The organism is Algoriphagus sp. UBA3586, assembly GCF_002376385.1.
GTDB lineage: Bacteria > Bacteroidota > Bacteroidia > Cytophagales > Cyclobacteriaceae > Algoriphagus > Algoriphagus ornithinivorans.
Window position 1 is genome coordinate 1 of the sequence record NZ_DFMT01000043.1, and the last position, 20,276, is coordinate 20,276.

Here is a 20,276-nt window from a genome sequence, read left to right on the forward strand (position 1 = left end):
GCAATTATTACTTGAATCTGGGTATTTAATAAAGATGAATTTCAAGCTAAAAGTTTAATAGCTTCTACATGCCTTGACCACGAACTTTTCAAAAGACCGGTCATTGTTCAGGATTTCAAAAAAATCTCTCAGAAATCTGTCAATTTCTTTTTTGTCTCCTGTACTTAACCAATCACTATATCGATTAACTACAGAATAGATACTTTGTTCTTTGGCGATAAATTCTTTTCGAATCGTCTGGGTGATTGCCTCTTCTCTACAAAAACCACGATATAATCTATCTGTCACCTTTTCAATATCGACGAGATTACTCACCTGTGCATAGGGTGGATTGACAAGGCCAGTCATATCAAAATCATATGCCAAGGGAACCACTGTGCGTTCGTCCAATTGCATGACTTTTTGATTATGCTTATACAATCCCGAAAAGTCGGTATTCCCAATCATTAATTGAAACAAATCATGTCTCAATGCAGCTGAGTCTTCCAATAAAGTCCCCAGGATCTTTTTATCATCTACAATTTGCGCATTAAAACGATCAGCTACATCATCATCGTCTTCTATCAAAAAACCAATTAATTCCTGTTCACCTCTCTTATCATCCTCGTTTTCGAAGTGGAGTCTGACCATTCGGGTGGAAAAAGTATATTCACTTACTTCATCAAAAAGCTTGTAACATATCAATTCCTTGATCACATAAGAATCCGCATTACTCGCACGATTACAAGGCATGACCAACTTCAGGCTTTTGTTGTTTTCAAACGGAGTGCCTTTGCGCTGCTTCTTTTTTACCTTCAAACGCATAGGTGGATAATAGCAGTTATTGAGCCTGAAATTCCCTCTAGTCCTCATTTCAACTTCCAATTCTTCCCATTCACCTGCTTCATTTTTATACCAGATTACTTGATCTACATAGGTCGAATCATTGGTGTTTTTCTTCATGTCCTTGATAGAGAATTTCATCCTCAAGTCCAAGGTTTCCTGATTGGTAAATAAGTCTCCCTGAGCTAAAAGTGGGACGGAAAAAAAGAAGAATAAACAAAGCTGAATGAGTGCAAATCTGAGTTTCATAAGTCATTGATTAGGTAAAAATATTCAAGATTCAGCCAATTGAGTCAGGCATTAAAAAATCCTGAAATAGTACAATCAAGCTAACAAAAAAGGTCAGATATTCAAAGGATTAAGAATTAGGAATTATTCCTAGCCTCCCAAATTCTCATAAAAAGCATTTGCCCCATACGACGGGCATGCTCTTTAGCAAAGTCAGCAACTTCCCCCTCAAAATATCGATTGATGGTTGCAAACCACAGTTCCAACCAATGTCCAAAATGCGACTGCTCAATTGAATGATTTACCTGAGCATCTACCTCTCTATGCACCTTTGTAGGATTAAATTTCCCCCTTCCAGGCCCTGTTTGGAGTAAGATCATTTCCCAGAAGTCACTTAAATGCACCAAGTGGTGCTCCCAATCCTGAACCACATGATTGAAAACCGGCCCCAAAACTTCATGCTTTCGAACCTGATCATAAAAGCGGCGAACCAAAAAATCAACTTCCTTTCTACTTGATATCAGAGCCCTGTCCATCAGTTTTCTTTGAGAATTGGCTTTAAAACTTCTAGCTGACCATCTATTGAATCAGGAATAGGTAAGCCTAATATTTCACAGATAATCGGAAAAATATGAATGTTTTCAAAGGGCTCAATTACAAGTCCCTCTTTGAAAACAGGACCATTCGCAAAAAATATCCCCTGCATTTCTTGATAATCAGGACTAAATCCATGCTCACCAAAGACTTCAGTTTTGGACATGGCAGCCCGATTTTGATATCGGAACATCCCGCGATCATCTGTCAGGTAATATCCTAAATCAGGAATAATCAAAAGGTCTCCCATCAAATCCTCATGCAAACTTAAATCCTGATAATATTCACGATCGGCTATATCAATGACATGAATATGCTTTCCTCTGGATTCTATCAATGCTTTAATCTCAGCCTTTTTATCTGGATTTTTTAGGTGCATATGCAACAAAGCCCCCGAATTTACAATTCGTGCTTCTACCCCATCCACCAAGGCTTCATAATTAATCAAATTCTCCCTAGGCACCTCCACCATTCCATGGTCAGATACCAAGATTACATTGATGGGAAGATCCAAACTTTTCAAACCTTCAAATAAAGCTCCTAACTCCCTATCCAAACGTTTGAGTGTCTGCTTCAGTGCTGCATCATTAGATGGACCAAATGCATGCCCCGTGTCATCCATATCAGAAAAGTAAAGCGTAATCAATCTTGGTCTTTCATTTTCCGGTAGTTGTAGCCATTCAAAAACTTTTGAGATTCTAGTCAGGTTAGGGACCTTACCATCGTAATCGTAATAATAACTAGGCCTAACTCCTTGGATGGCCGCCTCACTGCCTACAAAAAAGTAACTCGCAGCTGTCAGCCCATTTTGCTCAGCTAAAACCCAGAGCGGCGTTCCCCCATACCAATAGCCGTCAGTTACTACATCTCTATTAGAAATTGAGTATTGCTTATCCTTTTTGGGATCATAAAAGCTATTATCAACCAAGCCATGATGCTCGGGCTTCAGACCAGTTGCAATCGTATAATGATTGGGAAATGTTTTACTGGGAAAAGATGGGATGAGGCCTTGTGCGGCTGTTCCATTTGCTATGAACTTGCTTAGATTTTCTGGTTGGAACCGGTTCACATAATCATAGCGAAATCCATCAAGGGAAATCAAAATCACATATTGATCTTCTTTATCCTGAGAAAAAGCTTTCAAAATAGTAGAAAGACCGATGACAAAACCTAAGAGTAATAGCCTCATAAACTTATTTTTTGCCAAAAATATGGTCTGAATAAGTTTTTACCTATCTATTCATTAACTTATTTCCCAGCTAACAAAGTCCTATGAGAACGATTTATATTATTCCATTCCTACTGTTTATTGCTTGTGATTCACCAAAAACCGATCCTGTGGACCAGGTACCGGATGAAAATGTCACGAAACTCAGTGATGAAGAACTATTGGATACAATTCAATATTACACGTTTCAATATTTTTGGGATGGGGCTGAACCTAACTCTGGAATGGCACCTGAAAGAATTCACATGGATGGCGTTTATCCGGCCAATGATGCCCATGTGATCACTACTGGAGGGACAGGAATGGGTTTGATAGGAATACTAGGAGCAATTGATAGAGGTTGGATCAGCAGAGTTCAGGCTGCAGGGAGATTTGAGAAAATCTTAAACTTTCTGGAAAAAGCAGACCGTTACCACGGAGTTTGGCCACATTGGCTGGATGGAAAAACCGGTAAAACTGTTCCTTTTTCCCCAAAGGATGATGGAGCCGATTTGGTAGAATCTGCTTTTTTGATGCAAGGTTTATTGGCTGTGCGGGAATACTATAAAGATGGCAATGAATTAGAAAAAAACATTGCTGAAAGAATAGATCAACTCTGGAAGGAAATGGATTGGAGTTGGTTTACAAGAGGAGGACAGAACGTTTTATACTGGCATTGGTCCCCTAATTTTGGATGGGACATGAATTTCGCTTTGGAGGGATACAATGAGGTATTAATCACTTACATCCTAGCAGCCTCCTCTCCTACACATAGCATCAACTCCGAAGTTTACCATCAGGGATGGGCTAGGTCTGGAGATATCAAAGCTCCTTCTGCGGGTGGATATGGCTTCCCTCTTCAACTTAGGCATAATGGAGCGGAAGAGTTGGGAGGACCGTTATTTTGGGCACATTACTCCTATTTGGGCTTACATCCTTTTGGGCTAAAAGATGCTTATGCAGATTATGGGCAGGAAAACACCAACCAAACACTGATTAATCGAGCATGGTGTATTGCAAACCCGAATAAATTTTCCGGGTATGGAGAGAATCTTTGGGGACTTACTGCATCTTATTCAATCAACTTTTACGATGCGCATCGGCCGGGGAATGACACAGGGGTCATTTCTCCGACTGCAGCTGTTTCTTCCATAGTATATACTCCGGAAGAGTCCATGAAAGTGATTAGAAATTTATATGAAAATTACGGAGACCAAGTACTTGGGCCTTATGGGTTTTACGATGCCATGAGTCCTCATCATAACTTTTTTCCACAGCGCTATTTGGCAATAGATCAAGGTCCAATGGTGACCATGATAGAAAATTACCGTTCAGGATTAGGTTGGAAACTATTTATGAATGCTCCTGAGATTCAGGCTGGATTGGATAAGCTGGGATTTGAATATAGAATCCCTAATTAATGTTGAAAATGATATAAATTTTATGATTTATTCTTGCTGTTTTAGAATTCCACTAAACAATTTTACTCCAATAATCCCCAGCTGTAAAAGGGAAGAGTCTATAAAATTTAAAAATCAATCCTCATTAAATAATCTGTTTGAATTTCATCCCCGAAAGGAAAGGGATGTGAATCAAAAATTCTCAATCCATTTTTTTCATAAAAACGAATAGCTCTGGCATTATGCTCCCAAACACCCAACCAAAGATATTTTTTACCTTTTTCCTTGGCGAATTTGATCCCAAAATCCAATAATTTCTTACCTATACCTTTCCCTAGATATTCTTTCAAAACATACAGGCGAGCTATTTCCAAACTCTCTGGATCATGAATATCAGTTTGGGCAGGTACTTCATTCAGTTTTGTGTAGCCTATGATGGTATCCTCTAATTTGGCAACATAAAAATGTGATGCAGGTTCTTCAAATTCTTTGGCAATTTGGGAATACGCAAATGCTTCATCTAAGTATGAACTTACATTCTCAGGCTTATTACCCTCGGTGAAAGCTTCTATAAATGCCTTTCTAGCCATATCTACCAGCTCTGGTAATTCCTCCTTCTTGAGGGCAGTGATTTTGAGATCAATCTTATCGGTTGGCACGCTGAAGTTTTTTAAGTGCAACTTGAATTTGGTTGAGAGGGTATCCCCCTAAAATTCCTCGAAACTCCCCCGATGGATGTATCACCACAAAACTTCCGCAAGGATATGGATATCGAAAAAATGTTTGGGAAAATACTCCATCCGGATCAGGTTTCCAGGTAACTACATCCTTAAACCTTTCCAAACCGGAAGGATTGGAATAAAGATAAATCGGTGGGGCTGCATTAGCTTTTTCCGCCCATTTAATTAAAGTTTTGTGCTCCTTCTCAAAGGACTTGGTCCGATCTCCCGAACCAGTGGAATTACATTCATCTTGGCCAGGGTAAAAAATCACAATCAGTGATTTACCTTGATTCAGCGCATCCAGATTTCCTGTTTTCTCAAAAAATGCTTGGGGATCCACCTTTCCAAACGGCATCCTATGAACCAATATTTTCCCTCCTTCTCCATCTGGAATACCAAAATAGGGACCTTCCAAGATTTGGTTTTCAAAATACTCCCTGCTTACATCCCTTCCCATTTCATCTTTATAGCCAGTTTGGGCAATAAGAGCGGGTGGTGAGAGAAGAAGAAATAGTAGAAAAATTGCTTTCATCCTGGAAAAATAAGGGCTTCTACTCAGTCCAAAAAGATAGAAGTAAAATTTCAAATAGCTTTTTATATCGACTCACCAAAAGTCAATAGGTTATTATCCGGATCAAGTAAAGCAAATTCCTTTTGACCCCAAGGCTTGAGTTGTAGCGGTCCATTGGGATGAATAGCTACTCTTTTATCAATTAAGGATTGATAGTATTTTTCGATACCCGTGACACGGATATAAACCTGGCCATAGTTCTCTTTGGGATCAAGGTCCGTAAACCGAAAAAAATGAATCTCAATATGATCTTTCTTTAACATAAGGTAATCCTCATAGTCTGCCTTTCCAAGCACCTCAAAACCTAATTGCTCACAATAATATCTTTGAGTTAGGTTCTTATTCCTCATGGGAAGCTTGGGGTGGATTGCAGTGAGCATAGAATTCAATTTTATTAAGTAGTGACTAATTCAACAACAAGAATTACCTTTTTGAATCGGCGGACATTTCTCTGTTCCATAACTGCAAAAAACGCAACAGTCACCCGGAAGAGGTTTGAGAATAGATTTACATTGCTCACATTCATAAAAGAAAACACAGGCATCTTCAGGCATTTGCTCTCTTTTTTGAAATCCACAATTTGGGCAAGTGATGGTTGAATCAGGTTGAACGACCATGAATTCAAAATACCTATAATTTGATGATAAGATATTCAGCGGTTATAAATTTTTATTGATTTATTCGTTAGTTTTAAAACTAATTAAATGAGCTAACATAAGAAGATCTGGCATTTCCATCAATCTTGATTCTCTTCTGAAGACAAAATTTCTTAAGCTTATCCAAATCGACTGTGATTCTTTTGGGTGAAAAACCTAAAGACTTTAATTGTTTTTCGACCCTCAAAAAGTCTTGGTACCACTCTTCCCAAGTATCATGCATTTTTTCAGGATCATCAATCATCTCTATCAATTTGCTCCAGTCTGATTTTCTGTAATATGCTAGGTTCAAACTCATATTTCAAATCAATTTTGATATAGGTAAAGATAAGAAAACTGACTTTTTCAATGTCAACTTTTTTAATATGGATTTCCGCTTTCTTACCGAAAACAACTAATTAAGACTTTTTGTCAACCAGCATGATTTCGGATAATCAGATTATTTATAAAATGTATTTATGACCAACTTATAGGTAATGATACAGTAAATAATTGAACTGAAATTTATTCTTTATCAACCTTTCTCTTACTAATCAAATAAGTCCTTAGCTAGGTACAGCCTAGTAATAAAAGACCTATCCAACAAGTAGGTATAAAAAATCACTAAACTTTTTTTTGATTTTTTTGAATTGGGTCTCCTAAAGTCCAATTATCCGACAACAAACGACTGCTATCGGATACTATCGACTGCCTCCCGACTAACTGATCGCCTATCCTTCAACTTTGAATCAACATTTTGCCAAAGGCGAAAAATTATTTCACACTAAAACTATAACAATTATGAATGCGCTTAAAAACAGAGTACAACTCATCGGAAGAATGGCAGACAAAGTCGAAGTAAAGACTTTGGAATCAGGAAAAAAGCTTGGGAAAATCAGGTTAGCCACTAATGAAACTTACAGAAATCAGCAAGGTGAAAAAGTCACCGAAACCACTTGGCATAATTTGGTTATCTGGGACAAGCAGGTAGATATTTTGGAAAAATACACGGATAAAGGTTCTGAAATCGGCATAGAAGGAAAATTGAGCAGCCGGAATTACACGGATAAAAACGGAGTAAAAAAATATATTACCGAGGTAGTGGTCAGCGAGGTGATGTTGATGGGTTCAAAACCTTAATTCATCTTGGAAAGATGGAGGCTTTCTCGAAAATCTAATTTTGAAAGACTGAGTTAAAGTGATTTCTAGAAATTGGATTCATGGTTAGTTAATTTCAACCAATCATCTTCCAACTTCGCGATTTTGCATTCTCTCCTGCTCAAGAAGTCAAATGGAATTTCAGAAAGCCTCTGTTTCTTTTTTAAAAATCAAACGATCGCTAGAGAATATCTTAAAGCTGAAAAAGTAGACCCTGCTAATTTTTTGACGTCAATTTCAAGGGCTTAGCTGCCTTTTCATCAGGGTACTCGAAGCCTAGCATTTCAAAAATCGTTCGGGCAATTTGTGCATTATACCATTGCCCCTTTTCTGAAATTTCACCTCGAGGGCTTACTCCTGCTCCCAATAGAGCAATCCAAGTTTCGCTGGATTCTGGAATAGAAGATCCATGTCCCAACCAGGTATCCTTTCTAACTCCTCTTCCATGATCTGAAGTGATAATGAGGATGGTGTTGTCCCGATATTCAGGGTCACTTTGAACCCATTCCCAGATTTCTTTGATGTAATCATCGGTTTGCCTGGCAGCCCAAAGATATCTATCGTAGTGGTTCTCATGCGCCCAATCGTCCGTTTCACCATAGGCAATATACAATGCTCTTGGTCTTTGGTTTTTCAAAGCCTCCATAGCAAAATGATGGGTAAAAGCATCCAATCTTACCTCGGTCCAAGGTCCAATAATCTCTGTCTGTAATCTATTCAGTAACTCTTCTTTATCAGACAAGTGCTCTCCTTCAGCCTGATCAAAACCTGCATTCACAGGAATTCCGCTTCTTTCCTCATTGATGATATAAGGAAAAACATCCCAAGAGCCGAAAGCCAAAACCTTACCGGCAAAACCTTCCTTTTGGTTGAGGTATTCCAAGAAGGTTTTGTTGGGGTTATTAATTTTATCATTTGAGTTGATTCGTTGATCATCAGCAAAACCACTCAAAATTTCATTATAACCCGGATAAGAAAACCAATGGGTATTTTGGGTATTTACCTTATTTCCCAATTGGCGATTTCCATAAAGCTGTCCTGTAGAAGCAATTGCGTTCCAAAAAAATGGAAGCAGGACTTCCCTTCGTTTGACGGGATTAGTCTCCCAGAATTCATTGTATAAGCCTTGAGGGTTTTTAACCATTTCGGCATCTCTGAGAAATAATGAATCAGCTCCCGAAAAAACTTCCTGCCACCTTAAGCCATCCAAGGTGATCAAAATAATGTTTTTGGCTTCTTGAGCTTGAGCAAAACCCGATAAACCCACCAAAATGGCTAAAAAAAGCAACTTACTATTCATAGTAATTGAAGGTATTTTCTCTTAAAACTTCATTTCAAACTTTTCACTCAAACACTAAGCAACTCCCATAGAAATTATACCTATCCCTAATTTCTCTCATAAATATAACTTCGAGTCTCTTACTTCTCGCATCAGTTCTCTCGCTTCTCGTCTCTCGCTTCTCGTCTCTCGCTTCTCGTCTCTCGCCTCTAATCTCTATCCACAACTACCCCAACCATACTATCCGCTGTACCATAATACAAGTACCAAGCTCCTTGGAAATAAACCAAACCCTCTAAAAAGGTGGTTCCTTCCGGATATTGCCCAGACTTTTCGAATGGTAGCTCGGGCTGGATAAATGGCTCATCGGTTCTATCTACTAATTTCCAAGGTTCATTCGCATCAAAAAGAGCCTGACCACCTGTATACACCCGATTGCCCAAGTTTTTAACACCAACAGCTTGCGAGTTCCCGGCATTATACAACACCACAATTCCATCTTCTGTCAAAATAGGCGGCGGTCCAGCTTCTACCAACCAAGAATCAAAATATCCTGGTCTGGGACTTAAAACAGGTACTCTATTTCCTTCATGATTTTCTACCGGTGTCCAATTAATCAAATCCTCAGAACTTGCTAGCCAAATATGCGGCACACCATAATACATCCAGTATTTCCCGTTGATTTTGGCAGCCACCAATTTCCCGTCTACCAATTTGGTTACTATGGCTCCAGATTTTGACTCAACGTTATGGTACTTGCCTACCTTCCAATTGATAAAAATAGGACCCTTTTTCTCCCAGTTATATAAATCCTTTGAAATAGCCACAGCAAGTCTTGGCACATCCCTATTCCACTGCGTATAGGTTAGAACATACAAGCCATCCTCAGTCTCAACTATTCGAGGATCTTCGGTGCCTCCGGTCCATTCAAATTCCTTTTGATTATCATTGCCGGGAAAAAATATTGGATCTGATTTTCTTTCGAAATTGATTCCATCGGAAGAAATAGCCATCCCAATTCTGGAAGTATGCCCGCCAATCTCCTTTTCCCCCAACTTTTCTTCTGCACGATACAGGACAAGAATCTTTCCATCCTTGACAATGGCTGCAGGATTAAAGGTTGCCATGGATTCCCAAAAAACAGTTCTCTGACTCATGGGGTCCAGAAAAGTGCTTTCTGGATCAGGGCTGATAATAGGCACAGCATCATTTGGCCTAAAAAAGGGGCCAAGGATCCAGTTTTTCTCTTGGGAGAAAGCAGAACCAAAGGCAAACAAAAAGAATAAACAGAGTAGAAGAAGTTTTTTCATGCCTCAATTTAAGGCATATTTCTCCCAAAACCCTGAAAGGTCTTAAGCCATTTGTGCAACCTCAGTTTTTCCTTTTGACTTTTTCTTCGCAGATTTTTTCTTCCTTTTATTCCACCAGATCAAAGTTCCTGTTATAGGTAGTGAAGTTGCAATAAGACAAGCCACAAACCATAGAAACTTCGTGAAGGACCCAAAAATCTCACCCGTGTGTAGACTTTTCACGGATCTCCCGATTTGCTGCCGCACTGACATATCAGAAAAAAGTTTTTGATTAACCAAGCTCAGATTTGATTGATCCAGAGAAAGCTGATCCGATCCCGCTCTTGCAAAAAACCCTGTTCTATACTTGTTAACTTCAATCGTTTGGGAATCATCCGAAGGAAGGGAAATTCTTGTATTTCCAGCATAAGGCAAAATCTCCTGAGAAGACGCTAATACTTCGTCTAAAGAGAACTCTTTGGCTGGTCCGGGAACAATATTCTCCTCTGGTTCAGATTTTTCTTCCTGGGGTGCCTGATAGGTATCCCATGTTTTCTGCCAGCCTTCCCTGTACCATTGAAATGACCAAAAAAGACCGGTTGCGGACATGATAAACAATGCTATCAGTGAATAAAAAGCTAAGGTGTTATGTAGGTCGTGATTAATTCGCTTCCAGTTTCCAGACCATTTCACTTTCAATCCTTGCTTCCAGCCTTTCACTTTTTGTGGAACCCAAATGAAAATTCCGGTAATAACTCCCAGCAGAAATAAAGAAGTGGCGATTCCATTTATAAATCTTCCTAAATCCCGATTACCCATACTTTCCAAAATCGGCTCCTCCACTCTATCAATCATCAGCCAGCGGTGTAGAGAAAACATATAGCTCATGAATTCCTCTGCAGAAGTTCGCTCAGAGTTATCTGCTAAAATTTCAGCCGTGTAAGGATTCACATAATAGGTAGTACCTCTACCCTCTTCTCCTGCTTTCAAAAATCCAATTTGAACGGACTTCTCAGGATCTTCAGATACAAAAACGGAAGTGACTTTTCCTTCCATCTTCCTTTCCATCTGAGATTTCAGCACGTCCAAAGACAAGGATTCTTCTCCTTTTTCTACAAAATATCTATCAGAATCAGTCCATTCCTTGATTTCAGTATTGTAGACATAGATAGTTCCACTCAAGCAAACTGCAATAACCACTAAGCCGGATATCAATCCTGCATAGAGGTGAATTTGATTAAAAACTGAACGAACTTTCTTCCAAAGAGTAGATTTCTGAGCCATGGACATCTTTCTTATTTAGATTTGGTCAAAATTAAAACAAGAATCTTTATTATTAAGACTAATTCTAAAAAATAATTTGAATCGCCAGTTTTCTCATTTAAACGCGGAGATTAAATGGGTAAAAAGCATAGAAAGTTTTTATCTTCCCGATCAAATATGAATCTCATGCGTAGCCTCTCAACCTTTCTTTGTTCTATCATCATCATTCTAATAATTTCCTGTGCAGAAAAAACTCCTGATCCAAGACTTGAGCAACCGGAGGAATTCAAGCAGGTATTGGATGCTCATGGAGATTGGAATAAATGGATAGATTCCAAGGCTTTTTCCTATACCATGATTCATGAAACTAATCTGACCCAGGAAAATCACTTTTTCAATTTGGACAGTAGAAAAGGAAGAATTGACGCTCAGAATTTTCAAATTGGGTTTGATGGAGAAAAGGTTTGGATCAGTCCAAACAGGCAGGCTTTTGCTGGTAATTCCGTAAGGTTTTATCATAATCTTTATTTCTACTTTTTTTCCATTCCCTACATTTTCACTGACCCAGGAGTTAATGTGAAAAAGGTTGACAATAAAACTTTGAATGGGGAAGAGTTTGAGGCCTTTGAGGTTTCCTTTGATGAAGGAAAAGGAGATAGTCCAGAAGATCAATATGTTATGCTAGTTGATCCTGAAACCAAAAGGCTTCAATGGTTACTTTATACTGTGACTTTTTTCGATCAATCCAACAGTCAGTTTAATGCCTTGAAATATGAAGATTATCGAGATGCAGGAGGATTAGTGTTTCCAAGGATAATGACAGGATATACCTTGGAAGGAGATTCTACCGGTAGAATCCGTTATCAGGTAAGCTTTTCTGATGTAGTCCTTAGTGAAGACCCCTTGAATGAGGATATTTTTGAAATGCCTGAAAAACAAGCAGTAGTGGCCAACTAATCAGGCACGAATTAGCTTGAGTTCAACGTGAGTATGTAGCTCGGATTTACCTGAACCTAAAAATGCTCCCTGGATAGGCATTGTGGCATCAGGATCAGCATGCACAGCCAGTGGGATGTAATGATGGTCTGTAAAAAGCCCAAGACTTGGGTCCATTCCAACCCAACCGGAACCTGGAAGAAAGACTTCCAACCAAGCATGCAATTCATGTCCATCTTCCAAATCAGGATTGAAAGCATATCCACTGACGAAGCGAGTAGCAAGTCCCAACGATTTGAGCATATCCATCTGCATCAAAGCCAAATCCCTACAAGAACCCTTTTTAGTTGAATACGTCAAACTTGCCGCCCAAATATTCTGTTCATGTCTGATGATATGCCCCCAGTTTTGATGGATCTTTTCTGTCAGCCTGACTAAAAAATCGACTAGCCCTGATGATTTACTTTTTATGGGAGTAATAAAATCCCGGTACTTGACAGGCTCAGGACGATCAAGAAAAGGGAGTAAAAACTTTTCTACTTCCTGATAATTGAAATGTGGGTACTCATGATTCCAACCAGAGTCCTCAAATCCTTTATCCAATATAAATCCAAAAGGATTAAAGGAATCCAGTCTGAAGATCCAGTCTGTTTCGATCTTGAGTGATTCAGTTTCTCCCACAAACCAAGCCTGTTGATACCAATTTCCTGCTAAGTCTTGTCTGTAATTATGATCAACAGGTTTCGGATCGATCTTGATCTTTTGATGCTCAATCCGGAAAAAAGGACGATACTGTGGAATCAGAAATAGTTTATGCACTCCCAAACCTACAGGGTTGGAATAGCGATATTCGCTAAGGTGTCTGACTTGGATTAGCATATTAGCTTTCCTCCTCTTCAAGTAATTTCTGAAAATCCGAAATTGCTGTATTTAATACTTCAGCGGGTAATTCCGCAATGGCATTTTTGAGTCTATTATTCCAAAATGCTGATATATGCTCCAGCTCTTTTTGTTCAAATCTTTTTTCCTTAATGAAATACTCGTCATTTTTCAAAACAACCGTATCTATGGGGAAATCCACATCATTGGCCGAAATCCTGGTAGCGTCAAAAGCCAGAAAAGCACAGCGTAAGGCATATTCCATTGAATCCTCATAATGAAGGGATCTCTTTAACACCGGATTTCCAAAGCCAGAGTTGCCAATGATCACGAAAGGAGTTCCTTTTCTGATTTCTATCCAGTTCCCTTGAGGGTATAATAGATAGAGCTTTGGCTCGGGATCATGCTCCAGCTGCCCTCCAATGATTGAAAATAAATTAAAGCTCAGTCCAGCCTCTTCTAAAAATTGCTTATCCTCTTTGGCAACAGTTTTTACCTGATTCCCAAACTCATTTACGGCATGATACAATTTGGTAAAAGACTCGTCTTGCTGCTCAATGACTTCTGTAAAGTAGGTAATAGCCTTATCTCTTACAGATCTGAGACCACTCGTCATGATAAAAAAAGAGTGCTTTTCTCTGTTTACTGTAAATACTTTTTTGGAAGAGGTAGTCTCATTTCCAGAGGTGATTCTAGTGTCAGAAAGACCTACCAGTCCTTGTTTGGTCTTAATGCCGAGGCAAAATGTCATTATTGATCCTGATTTTGTGAGATAAAGTTATCCCGAAGTCGAAAGTACGTACTGTCGATCAGTTCTGATAGCTTATTCAGTTTTATTTGCAGATTATCCAAGTATTCATGTAAACCGAAGTCAATAATTTCGGAAACTTCTGCAAATTCCACATGAGACCTAAGCTCTCCAATGGCTTTTTCAGCTGGGTTCTTAAAGCCACCGTCCAGATTCCCTGAAATATGATGTAAGCAAGACTCTGCCTCTTTCAAACAATAATAAATGGACCTTGGAAAGTATTTATTCAATACTAAAAACTCCACAACATTGGAAGGATCAATATTTCCATAAACTCTTCGATAAGCATTAAAGCCAGTTACCGACTTAAGCAAGGCCATCCAGTGGAGAAAATCTAAAGGAGAACCTATATCCTGGCCGGAAGGCAGTAAAATATGGTACTTGACGTCTAGGATTCTGGAAGTCTTATCTGCCCTTTCCAGAAATTGGCCCAACTGCCTAAAATACCAACCTTCAACTCTGGCTACACTACTATCTGCGATTCCATATAGCAGCAGGATTTGATTTTTGATTTTTTCGAAAAAGGGTCTTGGGTCTGGCTTTTTCCAAACTTTTTTCTCGCAACCTTCCTGCATCATCATATAGAGCTGGTTGGTCTTTTCCCAAGTTTCTTTACTCAAATTTTCACGGATAATCCGAGCATTTTCCCTAGCTCTGGAGATTGCAGAAAGCATGGAATTGGGATTATCCAAGTCAAATGCCAAAAAGAACAACACCTGATTTTTCTCGAATTCCTGATACTTGGCTGAATATAAATCCCAATCACCTGTAGCAGCTATCAAAGGCTGCCATTGTTCCTTAAGATCTACTGGCAAATCCTGCATCAGGTTAAAGTTTACATCGATGAATCGGGCATAATTTTCAGCCCTTTCCAGGTATCTTCCCAGCCAATATATATGGTTTGCAACGCGGCTTAACATAGTTTTCGATTAATTGTATAAGACCCAAGTATCCTTACTTCCTCCTCCTTGAGAGCTATTGACTACCAAAGAGCCTTCTCTCAAAGCAACCCTTGTGAGAGCTCCAGGAATTACTTCAATTTCACTACCATACAAAATGTAAGGACGCAAATCCACATGCCTCGCTCCCAGTCCATTTTCAGTGAGTGTTGGAACGGTAGATAGCGATAAAGTAGGCTGAGCAATGTAATTGGTTGGGTTGTTTTTGATCAATTCACGGAATTTATCATGTTCTTCCTTACTGGCTTTAGGCCCGATCAGCATCCCGTATCCTCCAGCTGCATTCGTTTCCTTTACCACCAACTCATGAATATGCTCCAAGACATATTTCCTATCCTTTTCCTCTCTACACAAATATGTGGGCACATTATTAAGAATGGGATCTTCATCTAAGTAATACTTGATAATTTTGGGAACGTAAGCATACACTGCCTTATCATCTGCCACCCCCGTTCCAGGTGCATTAGCTAATGCTATATTACCCGCTTTGTAGGCTTCGAATAACCCAGGCACCCCCAACATAGAATCAGCCCTAAAAGCCAAAGGGTCCAGAAAAACATCATCAATTCTTCGATACAGCACATCTATCTGCTGCAAGCCTTGGGTAGTTTGCATAAAAACCTTTTTGTCCTCCACAATAAGATCTACCCCATTGACCAATTCCACCCCCATCTGCAGAGCCAAATAGGAATGCTCATAATATGCTGAATTGTAAATCCCAGGAGTTAAAACCCCTACTACAGGTTTGGCTTTATTGCAGAGATTTTGGAGCATCCTAAGCAGCTTAGCAGGATAATCAGAGACAGGCATAACCCCCCCTTTATTAAACAAATTAGGATAGGCCCGCTTGATAATTTCCCTGCTTTCCAGCATATAAGACACTCCGGAAGGACAGCGAAGATTATCTTCCAAAATGTAATACTCCCCATCTTTATTTTTGATCAAATCTGTGCCTGTGATGTGGCACCAAATTCCTTTAGGAGGTGTCAAACCTATACAGGGCTTGAGGTAATCCTTACTGCCTAGTATTAATTCTTCTGGAACGATTTTATCCTTTAGAATTTTTCTGTCGTTGTAAATGTCCTGCAAAAAAAGATTTAGAGCATATGTCCTTTGCTTAAGACCTGCCTCCAGCTTTTTCCATTCCTGATTGGGGATTATTCTGGGAACGATATCCAGATGAAGAATCTTCTCCAATCCCTGATTGTCATGATACACATTAAAGGTCATCCCCATTGCCCGCTGAGTTTGATTGGCAGAAAACTGCAGGTGATTCATCTTCCTGTTGGGAATTTTCTTTAGGCTTTGAAAAAACTCCTCATAATGAGGGCGTATTTCTCCTTGGGGTGTAAACATCTCATCATAATGCTCTCCAGCATTATATCCTTCTATTTTCATAAGTTTCAAAAATTTACGGAGTCCTCGGATAAGATAAGTGAATTTTACATTAATTCAAAAATCATAGCGGTGATTAAGATTTTTTCAATAGAACAGCGTAAAATTTCATTTATCTGAATAATATCAGAGAAAAACTGCTAATCCATAAAGTAAAATAGTTTCCCCTTTTTAGATTAATTTCGCATATGGCGAAAGGTATACTGAAGGTAACGGACAAAAATTGGGTACAACAAGTGACTACTTGGAGACAAATTAAGGACGTTATATTTATTGGAATTGGAGTAATCATGGCGAGTATTGGGCTAAAAGGATTTTTATTGCCCAATGGATTTTTTGACGGCGGTGCCATGGGGGTTTCCTTGCTTTTGGAAATCCTGACCCCACTGGATCTCTCCTACCTCATTATTTTGGTCAATATTCCATTTATATATCTAGGCTACAAGCAACTCAACCTTAGGTTTGCACTGAAAAGCACCCTAGCCATATTTGCCTTAGCACTATTGGTCCATTATATACAATTACCCACGATTACTGCTGATAAGCTACTTATAGCGGTTTTTGGGGGGTTTTTCTTGGGAAGCGGAATTGGCTTTGCTATTCGAGGAGGAGCAGTAATTGATGGTACAGAAGTTTTGGCCATTCAAGTATCAAGAAAATCCAGCTTAACTGTAGGTGATTTTATTACTGTATTCAATGTCTGTTTATTCTTGGTTGCCGCGCTCATGGTCAACTTGGAAACAGCCATGTACTCCATGCTGACTTATTTTTCAGCTTCTAGGACAGTGGATTTTTTGATCAATGGAGTGGAAGAATATATCGGAGTAATGATCATTTCGGACTTTTCGGATGATATCAAAACAAAAATCACTTACGACTTGGGACGAGGAGTAACTGCCTTCAAAGCTGACGGAGGCTTTGGGGAAAAAGCCAAAAATCCTGACCGAAATGTATTATTCTGTGTGGTAACTCGACTGGAAGTGACCAGAGTTCTAACCGAAATCGACAAAATTGACCCCAAAGCATTTGTGATCCAATATCCGATCAAGGATACCAAGGGAGGGATGATTAAAAAAAGGCCACTGCATTGATTTATAGATACGAGAAGCGAGATGATAGATGCTAGAAATCAAAAAGATGTGCTTAGTTGAAAGAAGTTGGATGTTAGAAATTAGACAGGTATATCTAAAAAGAAAGCCATCTGGTTATCTCCGATGGCTTTCTTTTTTTAGTAGGCTCTAGATTCTAAACTCTCATCTCTCGCTTCTAGTCTCTCGCATCTCAATATTATGAGATTGTCGAACCGCTCGCCGTTCCCTCATGAGGAGTCAATAGCTTCAGCTTACCGTCTTTGTCTTCAGCCATTAAAATCATTCCCTCGGAATCAATACCCATCATTTTTCTTGGCGCCAAGTTGATCAGCATGGTTACTTGCTTACCCACCAAAAACTCCGGTTCAAAATGCTCAGCTACTCCACTCAAAACAGTTCTATGTCCTAAGCCGGTATCTACTTTCAGTTTGATCAATTTCTTGGATTTAGGCATTTTTTCAGCCTCCAAAACGGTCACTACCCGCATATCCAATTTTGCGAAATCATCATAAGTAATTATTTCCTTCATCGGTACTGCCGGTGCATTTGCTGCTTCGTTCATCTTTTTGGATTCTTGGAGTTTATTCAATTGCTTTTCTACTACTTCATCTTCAATTTTCTCAAATAAAAGGCCCATTTGACCAATACTTGAGCTTTCTTTTAAAAGCTGTCCATTACCTGCCTGAGTCCAATCAGGAGCCTCCAAGCCGAACAGCTCCACTAATTTCTGGGCTGTAAATGGTAAGAATGGCTCGGAAACGATCGCCAAATTTGCAGCAATATTGAGGGCAATATTCATGATGGTGGCTGTACGAACTTCGTCCGTTTTTACTACTTTCCAAGGCTCGGTATCAGCAAGATACTTATTCCCCAATCGAGCCAAATCCATCATGATTCCCAATGCCTCTCTGAATCTATAGCGTTCAATGGAAGCCTCAATTTTTTCAGGAAACTCAGAAAGGGCCTGCAACACTTCCTCATCATATCCGGTCAACTCTCCACGCTGTGGAATCTCTCCTTGATAATATTTATGAGTCAAAACCACTGCCCTATTGACAAAATTGCCATAGATAGCCACCAACTCAGAATTATTCCTAGCCTGGAAATCTTTCCAGCTAAAATCATTGTCTTTAGTTTCAGGAGCATTGGCAGTTAATACATAACGAAGTACATCCTGCTTTCCCGGAAATTCTTCCAAGTACTCATGCAACCACACAGCCCAGTTTCTGGAAGTTGAAATCTTATCTCCTTCCAAATTCAAGAATTCATTGGCCGGAACATTTTCTGGAAGGATATAGCCTCCGTGAGTCTTCAAAATAGCCGGGAAAATGATACAATGGAAAACGATATTGTCTTTTCCGATGAAGTGAACCAACTTGGTTTCATCATCTTTCCAATAAGGCTTCCAGTCAACCCCCTTTTCAGCAGCCCACTCTTTCGTAGAGGAGATATAGCCAATCGGTGCATCAAACCAAACATAGAGTACCTTCCCTTCTGCATCTTGCAAAGGCACTTTGATACCCCAATCCAAATCTCTGGTCATGGACCTTGCCTGCAAGCCATCTCCAGCTTCCAACCATGATCTGCATTGTCCCAATACATTGTTTTTCCAATCTTGAGCATGCTCCTCTAAAATCCATTTTTTCAAAAAATTCTGATAGCGAGCCAAGTCCAAAAACCAATGTTTTGTTTCTTTCAAGACTGGAGTAGCCCCACTCAATTTGGACTTAGGATTAATCAGATCCGTAGGGCTTAAAGATGAGCCGCAACGCTCACACTGATCTCCATAGGCATGTTCATTCCCGCACTTGGGACAGGTGCCTTCTATATAGCGATCCGCCAAAAACTGCCCCGCTTCCTCATCGAAATACTGCTCGGTACTTTGCTCTAAGAATTCTCCTTTTTCATACAAATCCTTAAAAAATCCCTGAGCTGTTTCGTGATGGATTTTTGCCGAAGTCCTGGAATAATGATCAAAGCTGATTCCAAATTCGGAAAAGCTCTTTTTCATCATTTCGTGGTAATGATCTACTACTTCCTGAGGAGTTTTGCCCTCTTTTTTGGCTTTGATTGTTATGGCTACTCCGTGCTCATCGGAGCCGCAAATGTAGGCTACATCTTTCCCTTTAGACCGAAGATAACGGACATAAATATCTGAAGGAACATAGCATCCTGCTAAATGGCCGATATGCAAAGGTCCGTTGGCATAAGGTAAAGCTGAGGTAACTGTATATCGCTTGAAATTCTTAGACATGTCTGAATGGGTGATCACAAATTTCTAATCAGGTCGCAAAGATAGGAAAAACCCTTAAAGGGGCCTTTATGCATTGGTAAATTCATCTCTGGCATCCTCCGTCAAAATCCCATTGTAGATAATCGTGATCGCCTGATCATAAATATCAGAGGGCGGCAAACTCATATCCTTTCGGATATTCTCCGGAAACTGGCTCAAAAATTTCGGATCCAATAATGACTGAACAGCAGCTGCATACAAAGTCACTACCAAGCTGACATTCAGGTTGTTTTTCACCAAACCCTGTTCCTTCCCCTGCTCTATCAGCTTTTGAAATCGAAGAAAAGCTGACTCATTGATATACTCTTGCAATTCCACCCAAATCTCAGGGGCATATTCCCTTAAATCTTCAAATAAGCCTGGATTGATGGGGGCCAAATGGGTAGCAATCACTGAAAGTGTAGACTTCAGCTTTAGTGGAAATGTGATATATCTATTATCCAAAATAGCCTCCACTTTCGCTGTCATTTTAGTTTTAAGCTTATCAAAGGATGCGGAAAGCAATTCCAGTTTGCCAGGAAAATACTTGTATAGCGTTTTTTTGCTCATCGTCAATTCCTGAGCTATATCATCCATAGTTGTATGACGATATCCCTTTTCCAAAAAAAGCTGATAAGCCTTTTCCAAAATTTTACTTTCTACACTTGTCTTTTTGCTCATAGGAACAGATTTAGAAACAAATATATATACAAAGGTATCCAACAGCTATCTTTATTTTTAGTTGCATATTTTGAAGGATAATCTCCT

The 20,276-nt window shown here is 39.4% G+C and carries 21 protein-coding genes; 4 read left to right on the plus strand and 17 right to left on the minus strand.

The window, feature by feature from the left end:
* Positions 1-54: 54 nt before the first annotated feature.
* The 3 genes from B2906_RS15090 to B2906_RS15100 form a co-directional block, all read right to left on the minus strand.
* Positions 55-1,071, minus strand: a complete 1,017-nt coding sequence (locus B2906_RS15090; protein ID WP_286940955.1) for a hypothetical protein — start codon at positions 1,069-1,071, stop codon at positions 55-57.
* A 116-nt stretch (positions 1,072-1,187) separates the two neighbouring features.
* Positions 1,188-1,586: a group III truncated hemoglobin gene (locus B2906_RS15095; protein WP_286940963.1), complete on the minus strand. Its 399-nt coding sequence runs from the start codon at positions 1,584-1,586 to the stop codon at positions 1,188-1,190.
* Positions 1,586-2,833: an ectonucleotide pyrophosphatase/phosphodiesterase gene (locus tag B2906_RS15100; protein ID WP_286940966.1), complete on the minus strand. Its 1,248-nt coding sequence runs from the start codon at positions 2,831-2,833 to the stop codon at positions 1,586-1,588. The genes B2906_RS15095 and B2906_RS15100 overlap by 1 nt, the downstream gene beginning before the upstream one ends.
* Positions 2,834-2,916: 83 nt before the next feature.
* Here B2906_RS15100 and B2906_RS15105 point away from each other — a divergent pair, with 83 nt between their 5' ends.
* A complete protein-coding gene (locus tag B2906_RS15105; RefSeq protein WP_286940974.1) occupies positions 2,917-4,272 on the plus strand; it encodes a glucoamylase family protein in 1,356 nt (451 codons plus the stop codon).
* A 107-nt stretch (positions 4,273-4,379) separates the two neighbouring features.
* On the opposite strand, the gene B2906_RS15110 is transcribed toward B2906_RS15105, so the two are convergent.
* The 5 genes from B2906_RS15110 to B2906_RS15130 all read right to left on the minus strand — a co-directional run bounded on the left by B2906_RS15110 (position 4,380) and on the right by B2906_RS15130 (position 6,498).
* Positions 4,380-4,910 (minus strand): GNAT family N-acetyltransferase, encoded by a 531-nt coding sequence (locus B2906_RS15110; protein ID WP_286940980.1) that lies wholly within the window; start codon positions 4,908-4,910, stop codon positions 4,380-4,382.
* The gene (locus tag B2906_RS15115; protein WP_286940990.1) at positions 4,897-5,505 is read right to left on the minus strand and encodes a hypothetical protein; all 609 of its coding nucleotides are present in this window, start codon (positions 5,503-5,505) and stop codon (positions 4,897-4,899) included. The genes B2906_RS15110 and B2906_RS15115 overlap by 14 nt, the downstream gene beginning before the upstream one ends.
* 62 nt (positions 5,506-5,567) lie before the next feature.
* Positions 5,568-5,924, minus strand: coding sequence for a bleomycin resistance protein (locus B2906_RS15120; protein ID WP_286940993.1), 357 nt, complete (start codon positions 5,922-5,924; stop codon positions 5,568-5,570).
* A 30-nt stretch (positions 5,925-5,954) separates the two neighbouring features.
* Positions 5,955-6,161 carry a GDCCVxC domain-containing (seleno)protein gene (locus B2906_RS15125; RefSeq protein WP_286941000.1) on the minus strand — a complete coding sequence of 69 codons (207 nt, stop codon included), beginning with the start codon at positions 6,159-6,161 and terminating at the stop codon, positions 5,955-5,957.
* A 79-nt stretch (positions 6,162-6,240) separates the two neighbouring features.
* Positions 6,241-6,498: a hypothetical protein gene (locus B2906_RS15130; RefSeq protein WP_286941008.1), complete on the minus strand. Its 258-nt coding sequence runs from the start codon at positions 6,496-6,498 to the stop codon at positions 6,241-6,243.
* Positions 6,499-6,980: 482 nt separating this feature from the next.
* On the opposite strand from B2906_RS15130, the gene B2906_RS15135 reads away from it, so the two are divergent.
* The gene (locus B2906_RS15135; protein WP_091655218.1) at positions 6,981-7,319 is read left to right on the plus strand and encodes a single-stranded DNA-binding protein; all 339 of its coding nucleotides are present in this window, start codon (positions 6,981-6,983) and stop codon (positions 7,317-7,319) included.
* A 235-nt stretch (positions 7,320-7,554) separates the two neighbouring features.
* On the opposite strand, the gene B2906_RS15140 is transcribed toward B2906_RS15135, so the two are convergent.
* From B2906_RS15140 to B2906_RS15150, 3 genes are all read right to left on the minus strand, one after another.
* Positions 7,555-8,637: a sulfatase-like hydrolase/transferase gene (locus B2906_RS15140; protein WP_286941013.1), complete on the minus strand. Its 1,083-nt coding sequence runs from the start codon at positions 8,635-8,637 to the stop codon at positions 7,555-7,557.
* Between the two features lie 188 nt (positions 8,638-8,825).
* Positions 8,826-9,926 carry a glycoside hydrolase family 130 protein gene (locus B2906_RS15145; protein WP_286941019.1) on the minus strand — a complete coding sequence of 367 codons (1,101 nt, stop codon included), beginning with the start codon at positions 9,924-9,926 and terminating at the stop codon, positions 8,826-8,828.
* Between the two features lie 42 nt (positions 9,927-9,968).
* A complete protein-coding gene (locus tag B2906_RS15150; protein ID WP_286941027.1) occupies positions 9,969-11,189 on the minus strand; it encodes a PepSY-associated TM helix domain-containing protein in 1,221 nt (406 codons plus the stop codon).
* A gap of 165 nt (positions 11,190-11,354) precedes the next feature.
* Between B2906_RS15150 and B2906_RS15155 the strand changes: the two genes are divergently transcribed.
* Complete coding sequence (locus tag B2906_RS15155) at positions 11,355-12,125, plus strand: DUF6503 family protein (protein ID WP_286941033.1); 771 nt, start codon at positions 11,355-11,357, stop codon at positions 12,123-12,125.
* Here B2906_RS15155 and B2906_RS15160 read toward each other — a convergent pair whose 3' ends face one another.
* The 4 genes from B2906_RS15160 to B2906_RS15175 are packed head-to-tail and all read right to left on the minus strand — an operon-like array spanning position 12,126 to position 16,148.
* Positions 12,126-12,983, minus strand: a complete 858-nt coding sequence (locus B2906_RS15160) for a transglutaminase family protein (protein WP_286941039.1) — start codon at positions 12,981-12,983, stop codon at positions 12,126-12,128.
* A gap of 1 nt (position 12,984) precedes the next feature.
* Positions 12,985-13,734 (minus strand): peptidase, encoded by a 750-nt coding sequence (locus B2906_RS15165; protein WP_286941046.1) that lies wholly within the window; start codon positions 13,732-13,734, stop codon positions 12,985-12,987.
* Positions 13,734-14,711 (minus strand): alpha-E domain-containing protein, encoded by a 978-nt coding sequence (locus tag B2906_RS15170; protein WP_286941054.1) that lies wholly within the window; start codon positions 14,709-14,711, stop codon positions 13,734-13,736. Before B2906_RS15170 ends, B2906_RS15165 begins: the two co-directional genes overlap by 1 nt.
* A 9-nt stretch (positions 14,712-14,720) precedes the next feature.
* The gene (locus tag B2906_RS15175) at positions 14,721-16,148 is read right to left on the minus strand and encodes a circularly permuted type 2 ATP-grasp protein (protein WP_286941063.1); all 1,428 of its coding nucleotides are present in this window, start codon (positions 16,146-16,148) and stop codon (positions 14,721-14,723) included.
* Between the two features lie 185 nt (positions 16,149-16,333).
* Between B2906_RS15175 and B2906_RS15180 the strand changes: the two genes are divergently transcribed.
* Positions 16,334-17,236, plus strand: a complete 903-nt coding sequence (locus B2906_RS15180) for a YitT family protein (protein WP_286941068.1) — start codon at positions 16,334-16,336, stop codon at positions 17,234-17,236.
* 196 nt (positions 17,237-17,432) lie between these two features.
* Here the strand turns inward: B2906_RS15180 and metG are convergent, their stop codons facing one another.
* Both metG and B2906_RS15190 read right to left on the minus strand, forming a co-directional pair.
* Entirely contained in the window at positions 17,433-19,490 is a 2,058-nt protein-coding gene (gene metG / locus B2906_RS15185; RefSeq protein ID WP_286941356.1) for a methionine--tRNA ligase, read from the minus strand.
* A gap of 66 nt (positions 19,491-19,556) precedes the next feature.
* Positions 19,557-20,189, minus strand: a complete 633-nt coding sequence (locus B2906_RS15190) for a TetR/AcrR family transcriptional regulator (protein WP_144605361.1) — start codon at positions 20,187-20,189, stop codon at positions 19,557-19,559.
* Positions 20,190-20,276 lie beyond the last annotated feature (87 nt).